The 12675-nt window shown below is 59.2% G+C and carries 9 protein-coding genes, 1 pseudogene and 1 riboswitch; of the genes and pseudogenes, 5 read left to right on the plus strand and 5 right to left on the minus strand.

What is annotated here, in order from left to right; genetic code table 11:
* Positions 1–90: 90 nt before the first annotated feature.
* The 4 genes from ACYZUD_RS17970 to ACYZUD_RS17985 form a co-directional block, all read right to left on the minus strand.
* On the minus strand, positions 91–1455 hold the full coding sequence (locus ACYZUD_RS17970; RefSeq protein WP_462019500.1) for a DUF1329 domain-containing protein: 1365 nt from the start codon (positions 1453–1455) through the stop codon (positions 91–93).
* Between the two features lie 30 nt (positions 1456–1485).
* Positions 1486–3348: a DUF1302 domain-containing protein gene (locus tag ACYZUD_RS17975; protein WP_462019501.1), complete on the minus strand. Its 1863-nt coding sequence runs from the start codon at positions 3346–3348 to the stop codon at positions 1486–1488.
* Positions 3349–3685: 337 nt separating this feature from the next.
* The gene (locus tag ACYZUD_RS17980) at positions 3686–5368 is read right to left on the minus strand and encodes a fatty acid--CoA ligase (RefSeq protein WP_462019502.1); all 1683 of its coding nucleotides are present in this window, start codon (positions 5366–5368) and stop codon (positions 3686–3688) included.
* A 247-nt stretch (positions 5369–5615) separates the two neighbouring features.
* Positions 5616–6245 (minus strand): LysE family translocator, encoded by a 630-nt coding sequence (locus ACYZUD_RS17985; protein ID WP_462019503.1) that lies wholly within the window; start codon positions 6243–6245, stop codon positions 5616–5618.
* Positions 6246–6485: 240 nt separating this feature from the next.
* Here ACYZUD_RS17985 and ACYZUD_RS17990 point away from each other — a divergent pair, with 240 nt between their 5' ends.
* The 3 genes from ACYZUD_RS17990 (at position 6486) to ACYZUD_RS18000 (ending at position 9320) form a co-directional block, all read left to right on the plus strand.
* Positions 6486–7451 carry a 2-hydroxyacid dehydrogenase gene (locus tag ACYZUD_RS17990; protein WP_462019504.1) on the plus strand — a complete coding sequence of 322 codons (966 nt, stop codon included), beginning with the start codon at positions 6486–6488 and terminating at the stop codon, positions 7449–7451.
* Between the two features lie 33 nt (positions 7452–7484).
* Positions 7485–8483: a methyltransferase gene (locus ACYZUD_RS17995; RefSeq protein WP_462019505.1), complete on the plus strand. Its 999-nt coding sequence runs from the start codon at positions 7485–7487 to the stop codon at positions 8481–8483.
* Positions 8484–8522: 39 nt separating this feature from the next.
* Positions 8523–8647: riboswitch (yybP-ykoY riboswitch) on the plus strand.
* Between the two features lie 88 nt (positions 8648–8735).
* Positions 8736–9320 carry a TMEM165/GDT1 family protein gene (locus ACYZUD_RS18000; protein ID WP_462019506.1) on the plus strand — a complete coding sequence of 195 codons (585 nt, stop codon included), beginning with the start codon at positions 8736–8738 and terminating at the stop codon, positions 9318–9320.
* Between the two features lie 120 nt (positions 9321–9440).
* Here the strand turns inward: ACYZUD_RS18000 and ACYZUD_RS18005 are convergent, their stop codons facing one another.
* A complete protein-coding gene (locus ACYZUD_RS18005; RefSeq protein WP_462019507.1) occupies positions 9441–10259 on the minus strand; it encodes a M48 family metallopeptidase in 819 nt (272 codons plus the stop codon).
* A gap of 1452 nt (positions 10260–11711) precedes the next feature.
* On the opposite strand from ACYZUD_RS18005, the pseudogene ACYZUD_RS18010 reads away from it, so the two are divergent.
* Positions 11712–11771: pseudogene (locus ACYZUD_RS18010) on the plus strand (hypothetical protein); the annotation flags it as partial.
* A 198-nt stretch (positions 11772–11969) separates the two neighbouring features.
* A complete protein-coding gene (locus ACYZUD_RS18015; protein ID WP_462025064.1) occupies positions 11970–12674 on the plus strand; it encodes a methyl-accepting chemotaxis protein in 705 nt (234 codons plus the stop codon).
* The last annotated feature ends 1 nt before the right edge of the window (position 12675 follow it).

A 12675-nucleotide genomic window follows, 5' to 3' on the forward strand; every position in this document is an offset into this window, starting at 1 on the left:
TGAAACGAGGCTACGATCTTTTCCAACGCAAAAAAACGCCCCGAACCAGTCGGGGCGTTTTTCGAGGATGCGGCCTCTGTTCAGTACAGGTTAGCGAACACCATCCTGACGCAATGCTGCCGGAGTAAAGTCACTGGTGGTTGCGGTGAAGCCGAAGTCATACGCGGATTTTTCTTCGTTCTTCATGCCCAGCGCCAGGTAACGGCCCGATTGCAGGTCGTACAAGGTTTCCAGGGTGTACCACGGCACCTGAACGTTGTAGTAGTTCTGGGAGTGAGCTTCCGCCACACGCCAGAGTTGACCACGACCGTCGTAGTGATCGATTACCGCAGCCTGCCAGGTGTCTTCGTCGATGTAGAAGTCACGCTTGGCGTAAATGTGACGCTGACCTTCCTTCAAGGTAGCCACCACATGCCAGACACGACGCAACTCGTAACGAGCCAGGTCCTGGTTGATGTGACCGGCCTTGATGATGTCGGCGTACTTCAGCTGAGGCGAGTCGAGCTTGTAGCTGTCGGAGGCGATGTAGATCTCTTTCTTGCCTTCGAGCTTCCAGTCGTAACGATCCGGCGCACCGTTGTACATGTCCAGGTTGTCGGAGGTACGCAGACCATCGGCAGCGGTACCCGGCCCGTCATAGGACACTTGAGGCGCACGACGCACACGACGCTGACCGGCGTTGTAGACCCACGCCGAACGCGGTTCCTTAACCTGATCGAGGGTTTCGTGCACCAGCAGCACACCACCGGCCAGACGTGCCGGCGCGGTCACTTTCTGCTTGAAGTAGAACAGGATGTTGCCCGGGTTCGCCGGATCGTAGTCCTTCATCTTGTCGCGGAACACGAACTGGTCCTGGAAGTACACCAGGCTGAACGAGCCGTTCGGTTGCGGCGTGGCCTGCGTTACCAGACGGGTCACGCTGCCGCCGCGATAGCGGGTGATGTGGTTCCAGATGACTTCGACGCCGGTTTTCGGAATCGGAAACGGCACGGCGGTTTCGAAGTTTTCCAGACCGTTGCCGCCGGACACCAGGTTGGTGTTGGTGGCGTTTTTCTTGATGGAGGCAAACACGTCATCCGGCACGGTCGCGCCGCGATGGGACGGATAGACCGGCATCTTGAAGGTTTCCGGGTAGCGCTTGAACATCGCGTACTGGCCCGGGGCGAGTTTTTCCTTGTACTGGTCGACGTTCTGCGCAGTGATGGTGAACAGCGGTTTTTCACTGGCGAACGGGTCAGACAGGAAACCTTTGCTGTCGACAGCGCCAGCGTTTTTCGGCATTGGCTTCCAGGCTGGAATCGAACCGTCGGCATTACCCGCCATCTCGGCGCCCATCGGGGTCAGGCTCTTGCCCAGCTTGTCCGCTTCGGCCGCAGGGACCGCCGCCATCACGCTGGTCGCCAGCAGCGAAAGGCCCAGAACACCGGCGTGGAACAGACTCTTTGTTGTTTTCATATGTGTGTTCGTCCTGAAAATGCAGTGTGCTTAGAAGTTCACGCCAAGGCTCAAGGCTACGAAGTCCCGATCATCCGTGGTGGTGTAGTCGCCACCAAAGAAGTTGGTGTAGGCCAGGCTCGCGGTGTAGGTGTTCTGGTACTCGGCATCGAGACCCAGGCTCACCGCCTTGCGACCTTCTTCGAAGTTGCCGCCAGGGCCAGGCGAGTAACCGCTCACGTCATGGGACCAGGCTACGTTGGGCTTGAGGTTTACACCGGCGAAGACATCCGGGTATTCCCAGATGGCGCGACCGCGATAGCCCCAGGAAGTGGAGGTGGTAAAACCGTCGTTGTCGCAGTTGGAGGTGCGATTGCTGGCATCTGCTCCGGCACCGGCACCGGCAATGGTGCTGCTGTTGAGCGTGGTGCAAAAACCATTAGGCAATTCACCTGGGCCGAAGACAGGATCACGGCCATAACGGGCTTTAGATCTACTTTCCAGACCGCCAACGTATGTAACACCAATCTCACCAACCAGAGTCAGACGACTCGCGCCCATGACCTGATCCAGGAAGTGGGTGAAGGTTGTCTGGAACTGAGTGATTTCCTTACGACGATAGCCATGCAGATCCTGGCCTGGAGTGCCCTTCAAGACAGATGCGTTGCCAAAACCTGGAATGGGTGTAACACCGGCAAAAAGAATATCGGTGGAGTTCAGTTGAACCGGTGCATTTGGCCGGTAGCTCAACTCACCGCTCCATGCCGTGCCGGTAGGCAGGGTGGTAGAGAAGCTCAAGCCATACAGGCGAATATCTTCCGGATACTCGACAAAGTAGTTGGAGTTACCCGCCACAACCAACGGTCGCGCGCTGGCCAAAGGTCCCAACGGGACGTTGTAGTAGAACTGGTTTGCACCTTGAGCACTGAAAATGGGTGCGCGGCTATGGTAGTTCATGAAGTACGCGCCGAATTCGGTGTCCAGCGGCTCGAAGTTATAGTGCATGGCCACACCAAACTGACCACTGTCACGAGCATCACGGTCTGGACCGCGCTTAACCAGAACCCCTTCTTCGTTAGCGTTGACCCCTAGCGCAGTCAAAGTAGGAATTGCCGCGGGGTTAATGGTCGAACGTTTGTTGAGAACGCGCAGATTGTTGTCGCAACCATCGGCAATGATGTCCGGCTGCGAGAAGAAAGTGCCGCAGTTATCGGTAACCGTCTGGTCCCACTCCAGCTGATAGAACGCCTCGGCCGACAGATTGTCGGTCAGTGTCTGGGACACATAGAACATGTTGACCGGGATCAGACCTTCCTTGACCTCGGCACCTGGACGGCGAAACGCCGACACGTCGATCGGGTTGATCGAGTTGATACCGCCACCGATAAAGGTGCTTTCACCCCAGCTCACGACCTGCTTGCCCAGACGCACGGAACCCGGCTGATCGGCAATCGCATAGTTGTGGTAGACGAACGCATCGAGAATCTGCCCGCCGGCGGACTTGGCGCCCTCCTTGCGGTTTTCATCACTGATGTCCTTGAACAGACGGCTTTCGTCCTTGAGTTCAAAGTCATACCAGTATTTGCCACGTACAAAGACACCGGTATCGCCGTACTTCAGTTCCAGGTCATGGATACCCTTGAAGATCTTCGAAAACGTTTCCCCGCGCTTGAAGTTCAAGTGTCCGTCGTCAGAGGTTTGCGACAACCCCTTGCCGCCGTTGTTGACCCCGATCAGGTCGCTGTTGGGTTTGGCAGTAGACCAACTGGCACCAACGGAAAGGGACGAATCGAAGCTGCCTTCGATTTCACCAACGTTGAAACTGACGCCGAATGCGGGCCCGGCGAGCGTAGAGGCGAGACTGACAGCCAGGGGCAGTTTTGCCCGGCGCCAGAACTGGTTTACTGATGTCATCGACGCTACTCCATGTGCATTATTGTTATGGCAGTGAGTACTTTTAAAAACGCTGTGGTTGACCGGGAGCCAGGGCGTCCCGAAGTCACTCCAAAGTTGCATCGCCCCGTTTTGTGCGTTTGCCCCGTTCTTAAAAATCCTTGAGCGGACTATAGCCAGCAGGTAGTACTGCTTGATCCCTCTAAAGTGTGATTTGCAGCTGCCGGCCACTCTGGAACAGTCCTTTCGCCAGTCCGACACCTGTCGGCACGGCAAGGATGGCTGAAATTTCGGATTTCACAAGCCAAGCGCTTGCTTGGTGGGGCTGGCGTGCCTTTTCGGGCACGCCAGAAGACGCTTAAAGCGTCGAGAGGAAGGTGCTGTTGTTGGCTTGCCATTCGGTGATGTCGACGCGAATCCGCTTCTTGTCGAGTTTGCCGACACTGGTCTTGGGAATTTCAGTAACAAGGGCAATCTGGCTCGGGATAGCCCACTTGCTCAGGTGCCCCAGCTCCACAAACGGCTTGAGGTGTTCCTTGAGTTCCTTGGCCCCGATTACATGGCCCTCGCGGATCACCAGCAGGGCAAACGGCCGCTCGCCCCACTGCGGATCGGCAATGCCCACCACTGCTACTTCGCGTACCGCTACATGGCGGCTGATCAGGTCTTCCAGGTCCAGGGAGGAGATCCACTCGCCACCGGTCTTGATCACATCCTTGATCCGGTCGCGAATGTCGATCACGCCCATGCTGTCCAGCGTCGCAACGTCACCGGTGTGCAGCCAGCCCCCGGCCCAGAGCTCCGCGCCCTTCTGCGGTTCATTGAAATAGCCTTCGGTGAGCCACGGCGCACGCAGCACCAGTTCACCTTGGGTCTCGCCATCGGCAGGCAAGAAGTTGCCGTCGGTGTCGACGATCGCCGCCTCCACCAATGGCCCCGGCACACCGGCCTTGATCCGGTACGTGGTGCGTTCGTCTTCGGTGCCGGCCATCAGCTCGTCGTTGAGGTGCGCGCACGACACCAGTGGCCCGGTTTCCGACATGCCATAAGCGGCGGTCAGTTGAATGCCCTTGGCTTTGGCGGCTTCGTACAACGCACGGTTCAGCGCACTGCCACCGATCACGATTTTCCAGCCGCCGAAATCGGTGTTTTGCGCAGCCTTGGAATTGAGGACCATTTGCAGAATGGTCGGTACGCAGTGGGAAAAGGTGACTTTCTCCTTGCGCCACAGCTCCACCAAGTATTCCGGGTCGTAGCGACCGGGGTAGACCTGCTTGAGCCCGAGCATGGTCGCCACATACGGCAGGCCCCAGGCGTGCACATGGAACATCGGGGTGATCGGCATGTACACGTCGTTGGTGCCCAGCAGCCGCACACTGTCGATGGCGCCCATGATGGTCGACACGCCCATGGTGTGCAGCACCAACTGCCGATGGGTGAAGTACACGCCTTTGGGATTGCCGGTGGTGCCGGTGGTGTAGAACGTGGTCGCGACCGAGTTTTCGTCGAAGTCCTGGAAGTCGTACCGGGTGCTCGCGGCGGCCAGCAACTGCTCGTACTCGCCGACAAGGTTCGGCAAGTCAGCGGTTTTTTCCGGCAGGTCGGTGAGCAGCAGGGTTTTCTCGACCGTGGTCAGGTGCCCGGCTATTGCGTTGTAAAGCCCCACAAACTCGCTGTTGACCAGCACGAAGCGGTCCTCGGCATGGTTCATGGTGTAGAGGATCTGTTCCGGCGACAGGCGCACGTTGATGGTGTGGATCACCGCACCGATCATCGGGATGGCAAACATGCATTCCAGATAACGATGGCTGTCCCAGTCCATCACCGCCACGGTGTCGCCAGGTTTGACCCCGGCCGCCGTCAGCACGTTGGCCAGTCGAGCGACCCGCTCGATCAGGGTCGGATAGCTGTAGCGCAACTGATCGCGGTAAATGATCTCGCGGGTTTTCTCGTAACGCGCGCCGGACATCAGCAGCCGTTTGATCAGCAGCGGATACTGGTAAGCGCCTTCGGCTGGGGGAATAACGCGAGTCTGCAACATAAGAATCCCTTTTCTGACTGCACGGTCGTGGCTGAAAGTAAGCACTCTAGTGCCCTTCAACGCCAGCCAAATCAGCCAAAGGAATGATTTGCAGAGCCTAGCAAATGCTAGCGTTGCGCCAGCATTCGTAGGAGCTGCCGCAGGCTGCGATCTTTTGATCTTTGGCGATTTCGCTACAGCCCAGAGTCAAAAGATCGTCCGAACGCGGCTCAAACCTTCGGCAGCTCCTACCGGGTCCTGTGTGCGATCAATGCATCTCGGTAAAGGCGAGTTTCACGCCGATGGCGATCAGCACGGCGCCCATGGTCCGGTCGAACCAGTGCCCCATGCGCGCGAAGCCGGCGCGCACGCGCTGCTGGCTGAACAGCATTGCCACCAGACAGAACCAGACCGCCGTTGCTGCCGCCAGATAAATCCCGTAACCGGCTTGTACCGACAGCGGCGTGTGCGGGTTGATCACAACCGTGAACAACGACAGGAAGAACAGCGTGGCTTTCGGGTTCAGACCGTTGGTCACGAAACCCGAGGTGAAAGCGCCGCGAGCCGTGCGCTCACCCGCCTCCTTGTGCAGATTGTCCGTGACCGGTTTGGCCGGCTGCGCACGCAAGGCCTTGAAGCCGATGTACAGCAGATAAGCGGCGGCGGCCCACTTCAGGGCATTGAACAGCACGATCGACTGGGACACGATCAGGCCGATGCCGAGCAGCGAATAACCGACGTGCAGGAAAATCGCCGTACCGACGCCCAACGCCGTCCAGGTACCGGCGCGACGACCGTGGGTCACGCTCTCACGCACCACCACGGCAAAGTCCGGGCCGGGGCTGGCCACGGCCAGCAGGTGAATGAGGGCAACGGTCAAGAACTCTGTCCAGTACATGGGGGCTCCTCAGAGGCAGATCAGTCAAAGTGAAATTCATCGGTTTATCGCCCCGCCTGTGAGCGAGCCTGCTCGCGAAGGCGGTGTGCCAGGCCACATCAATATCGACTGACACGCCTTCTTCGCGAGCAGGCTCGCTCCCACAGGTTCGGCATTCGGCTTGATGATGCGTAACGATTTGTTTCATCTGGTAGGCTCGGCAGATTACGCCTTCAGTTCATTGCACAAAAGGTACAGTTGATGACGAACTCTCGCCGCGCCGTTTTTCTCGACCACCCCTCCCTGGACCTTGGCGATCTTGACCTCAGTCCATTGCGCGATTGCTTCGATGATCTGCAACTGTTCGCACAGACCACGCCAGACCAGGTGATCGAACGTCTCAAGGGCGCCACCGTCGCCATCAGCAACAAAATCCTGATTGATGCCGAGGCGATCGCGGCCAGTCCCGATTTGAAGCTGATCCTGATCACCGCCACCGGCACCAACAACGTCGACCTTGCCGCCGCCCGCGCCCACGGGATTACCGTCTGCAATTGCCGGGGCTACGGTACGCCATCGGTGGCTCAACACACGATCATGCTGCTGCTCAATCTGGCGACACGCCTGGCCGACTATCAGAAAGCCGTCGGTGAAGGCCGTTGGCAACAAGCGAAACAGTTCTGCCTGCTGGACTACCCGATCGTCGAACTGGAAGGCAAAACCCTCGGCCTGCTTGGCCATGGTGAATTGGGCGGCGCGGTGGCGCGGCTGGCCGAAGCCTTCGGCATGCGCGTGCTGCTCGGTCAGATTCCGGGGCGCCCTGCCCGGCCAGACCGCTTGCCACTGGACGAACTGCTGCCGCAGATCGACGCCCTCACCCTGCACTGCCCGCTCAACGAACACACCCGGCACTTCATCGGTGCCCGTGAGCTGGCCTCGATGAAACCCGGTGCGTTCGTGGTCAACACTGCGCGCGGCGGCCTGATCGACGAACAGGCGCTGGCCGATGCCTTACGCAACGGCCATCTGGGCGGCGCCGCCACCGACGTGCTGAGCGTTGAACCACCGACGGCCGGCAATCCGCTGTTGGCTGCTGACATTCCACGACTGATCGTCACCCCGCACAACGCCTGGGGCAGCCGCGAGGCGCGGCAGCGGATCGTTGGCCAATTGACCGAAAACGCTCAGGGATATTTCAGCGGTAAAGCGCTGCGGGTCGTCAGTTGATAAACTGCCGCACTTTTTTTCAAGGAGCAGAGTATGGATCCGCGCAGTGAAGTACTGCTTCGACAGGCCGAGTTATTCCAGGGTTCGGTGCTGCTGGCCGGTTTGCCCGCCGATGACCTGCTGGGCCGTCTGCCCGACGCTCATGGCTGGTGCTGGCATGCCGGCGATCAAGCAGCGCTCGACGCCCGTTTCGCCGAGCGCAGCCATTTCGGTGTGAACGCCCCCGAGCGCGGGTTCGACACTGCCGTGGTGTTCCTGCCCAAATCCAAGGACCTGACCGACTACATCCTCAACGCCCTCGCCTCGCGCCTCGCCGGTCGCGAGTTGTATCTGGTGGGTGAAAAACGCAGCGGCATCGAAGGCGCGGCCAAGCAACTGAACCCGCTCGGCAAACCGCGCAAACTCGACAGCGCACGTCACTGCCAGCTCTGGCAGGTCACCGTGGCCACTGCGCCAGAAGCCAAGCCACTGGAAAGCCTGGCCCAGGAGTATGAATTGCCGCTGGCCGAAGGTCCGCTGAAAGTCATCAGCCTGCCGGGCGTGTTCAGCCACGGTCGACTGGATCGCGGTAGCGCGCTGCTGCTGGAGCATCTGGACAAACTGCCGAGCGGCCATTTGCTGGACTTCGGTTGTGGTGCCGGCGTGTTGGGCGCGGCGGTGAAACGTCGTTATCCGCACAACCAGGTCACGTTGCTCGACGTGGATGCCTTCGCCGCCGCCAGCAGTCGCCTTACGTTGGCTGCCAACGGTCTGGAGGCAGACGTGATTACCGGAGACGGCATCGACGCTGCGCCGATGGGTTTGAGTGCAATCCTGAGCAATCCACCGTTCCATGTCGGCGTCCATACCGACTACTTCGCTACCGAGAACTTGCTGCGAAAAGCAGCCAAACATCTGAAAAATGGTGGCGAACTGCGCTTGGTGGCGAACAGTTTCCTGAAGTATCAACCGCTGATCGAAGAGCACCTTGGCGTGTGTGCAATCAAGGCTGAAGGGCAGGGTTTCAGAATTTATCGAGCCAAACGCGGTTAGAAATTTGTACTTGCCCAATCGGATTTGCCTAGGCAGAATCCGCTCCGTCCTAGGGGAGTAGTCTCCCACGAGCGCCATGCTCGTCCGGCATACGTCAACATACTTGGTCAAAAGACCATGGCGTATGCGACCCAAGCGTCCGCATCAGACGGATCGCAGGGTTTGACAAGACCTATGACACGAACACCTTACCCGGGGCGGGAAGGCTGTACGTGTCATAGCCGTGTCGACCCGCCCCTTAGGAAAACCCTGATGTTGGATTCACTTCTCGTTCCCACCGCAATCGTTGCCTTGGCCGAAATCGGCGACAAGACGCAACTGCTCGCGCTCATTCTCGCTGCCCGCTTTCGCAAACCTTGGCCGATCATCGCCGGCATCGTCGCCGCGACCCTGGCCAACCATGCGGCAGCCGGTGCGGTAGGCGCCTGGTTCGGCAGTTTCTTCTCGGATGCGACGTTGCACTGGATCCTGGCCGCAAGCTTTGCCGCGACGGCGCTGTGGACCCTGGTGCCGGACAAGATGGATGAGGATGAAGCCAGCACCGCTCGCAAGTTCGGGCCGTTCCTGACCACGCTGATTGCCTTCTTCCTCGCGGAAATCGGTGACAAGACCCAGATCGCGACCGTGATGCTCGCCGCGCAATACCCGGAGCTGTGGCTGGTGATCATCGGCACCACTGTCGGTATGTTGATTGCCAACGTGCCGGTGGTACTGGCAGGTAACTTTGCGGCGGACAAATTGCCATTGACGTTGATCCGTCGCCTAGCGGCGTCGGCGTTTTTCATCCTGGCTGTTGTTGCGGTGTACAAGGCGATGCAGAGCAGTGGGTGGGTTTGATGCCGTAGGTCGGTAGACCTCGTTATCGTTCATCGCGAGCAGGCTCGCTCCCACATTGAAATGCAATCAACCGTGGGAGCGAGCCTGCTCGCGATGGCGTCAGCAGCCTCAATACAAAACTCAGGACTTTTTGGCTTTCTCGTACAGCGGCATGACTTTCGGAATCGCTGCCTGCAACGAAGCGATACGACTGGACGACGCCGGGTGAGTACTCATGAATTCCGGCGGCGAACCTTCCGAAGCCTTGGTCATCTTGTTCCACAGGGTGATCGCGGCGTTCGGGTTGTAACCGGCACGTGCCGCCAGTTCCAGACCAATCAGGTCTGCCTCGTTTTCATTGGAGCGGCTGTTGGGCAAGGTCATTCCGTAGTTGGCCACGGTATCCGCCAGAGCCAGGCTGTCCTGCCCCAGACCGAACAAGGCACCGGCGCCCTGCTTGGCCATTTCGATGCCGTAAGCCTTGGACATCGCTTCGCGACCGTGTTCGCGCAGGGCGTGGGCGATTTCATGGCCCATGATCGCGGCGATTTCATCGTCGGTCAGTTTCAGGCTGTCGATCAGCCCGGTGTAGAAAATGATCTTGCCGCCGGGCCCGCAGTTGGCATTGAGCTCATCGCTCTTGATCAGGTTGACTTCCCATTTCCACTGGGCCGAATCCGGACGAAAAACCGGTGCCTGGGCAATCAGCCGGTCGGCAATCGCCTGCACGCGTTTGGCATCGGTACTGGTCTTGTCCAGCACACCTTTGGTGTTCGCCTCGCCGACGGTCTTTTGATAAGACTGGGCGTACATCTGGTTGACCTCGTCCGTGGACAACATGCTGAACATGTACTGTTTACGCTCAACGCCCACGGCGCCACCGCTGGTGGTGTTGACCGACTGACAACCGGCAAGCAGCAAACCTACGCTCAGCGCACACAAAACCAATGTCTTGCTCATCAAAAAACTCCTTGAAAACATGCCGCGTATCCTAGGCGTGGAATTGTATCGACGCCAGATACAACAGATGTGTAGACGCACATTTCAGACAAAGCTCTCATGGCCGTAGGAAAAAATTCACATAACCGCCCCCGCCACGGCCCGTAACGGCCGGCAATGATGCATTTGCGACATCGACCACTCCAAAACAGCCATTTCGCCAAGCCCCATTCATGGCCATCAAGCCCCCTGCCGATACAGCACCGCAGATGTCCTCTTGCGTGCGGAGCACCCATGAAATTCAAGTCGATCCAGTTTTCCGTGGCGGCCCTCGCTGGCGCCATCGTTTTAAGTGTCGTGGCGGCCCTGGTGCTGTATGCATTGTTTTCCGGCGCACGGACGCAAGACATGGTCCAGGAGCGGACCCAGGCGCAATTCGAGCAAGTCATCGAACAGCGCCTGACGTCACTGGCGCAAACCCAGGTCAGCCAGATCCAGCGTGAGCTCGAAGCGCCGCTGCTGATCGCCGGCGGACTGGTACGGGTCAACGCCTTGATCGGCACGCCGGGCGCCGATGGCCAGCCGCAGCTGAGCCTGAGCCGTGAGCAATTGATCAGCCTGATCAAGGAAAACGTGGTCAAAAACCCGAAAATTCTCGGGACCTACATCGGCTGGGAAAAAAACGCCCTCGACCACAACGATGCAGCCTACGTCGGCACCCAGGTGGTCGGCATCGACGCCAGCAACGGTCGCTTCCTGCCCTGGTGGTTCCGCAACGAAGACGGGACCCTGGGCCTGGACAAACTGGTGGACGTCGACGACCAGAAAACCCTGTCCACCGGCGTGCGCGCCAGCGAGTACTACCTGTGCTCGAAAGAAACCAAAAAATCCTGCGTGATCGATCCGGCGCCCTACAAGGTCGGCGACAAAATCGTCATGCTCGCCTCCTTTATTGAACCGATCATGCTCGACGGTGCCTTCCAGGGCATCGTCGGCGCCGACCTGTCGGTGAACTTCATCCAGGAAATGCTCCTGGGCGCGAATCAGAAGCTGTACAGCGGCGCCGGCGAAATGGCCCTGATCGGCGGTAACGGCCGGATCGTTGCCTACACCAAAGACCCAAGCAAATTCGGCGAGAAAGTCAGCGACATCCTCGACAGCCAGCAGATCGCCAACATGGCCAACCTCAAGCGCGGTGAAGTCACCTACACCGTCGACAAGGCTCAAGGCCGGATCGAGTTGTACCTGCCGTTCGGCATCGGCCAGACCGACGCCCGCTGGACCTTGATGCTGCAACTGCCGCTGAACGCGGTCATGGCCGACCTGCAAAAACTTCAGGGCGATCTCAACACTCAGCGCAAATCCGACACGTTCGGCATGGCCATGGTCGGTTTGCTGATCGCCGGTATCGGCTTGCTGGTGATCTGGCTGGTGGGCCACGGCATTGCCCGGCCGCTGAAGCAGATGGTCGCCATGCTCGACGACATCGCGAAAGGTGAAGGTGACCTGACTCGCCGATTGACCAGTGATCGCGCCGACGAACTGGGCTCGATCGCCAAAGGGTTCAACACGTTCCTGGCCAAACTGCAGGCGATGATTACCCAGGTCGTGACCTCGGTGCAGAGCGTCAGTGATTCGTCGGAACACACTGCCGACATCGCCATCCGCACCAACATCGGCGTCCAGAAGCAGATGGTCGAGATCGATCAGGTCGCCACCGCGGTGCATGAAATGACCGCTACCGCCCAGGACGTCGCGCGCAACGCGACCCAGGCTGCGCAAGCCGCCAGCCATGCCGACCAGGCAGCGGCGCAGGGCATGCAAATCGTGCGGGACACGTCGAACTCGATCGGCGTGCTGGCGGTGGAAATCGGCAAGGCTGTCAGCGTGGTGCAGACCCTGGCCAAGGACAGCGAAAACATCAACGCCATCCTCACGGCCATTCGCGGGATCGCCGAGCAGACTAACCTGCTGGCCTTGAACGCCGCGATCGAAGCGGCCCGCGCCGGCGAGCAAGGTCGCGGTTTTGCGGTGGTGGCCGATGAAGTGCGCAACCTGGCGCAGAAAACCCAGAAGGCCACTGAAGAAATCCAGACCATGATCCAGCAGTTGCAGCAGGGAACGCGCGATGTGGTGCGGGTGATGGAGGACAGTCAGAACCGTACCGATGAAAGCGTGCAGCATGCGGCGAAAGCGGCCGAAGCGCTGGAGACGATTACTCAGGCGGTGTCGGTGATCAACGACATGAACACCCAGATCGCCAGCGCGGCTGAAGAGCAAAGCGCAGTGGCCGACGACATCAACCGCAACGTCATCAACATTGGGCAAGTGGCCAATGAAGTGGCAGGTGGTGCGGATGAATCGAGTGCGGCCAGTGCGGACCTGACCAAGTTGGCGGAACAGCAGCGGCGGTTGATCAATCAGTTCAAGGTCTAAA

The sequence above is a fragment of the Pseudomonas sp. XS1P51 genome, from assembly GCF_054897845.1.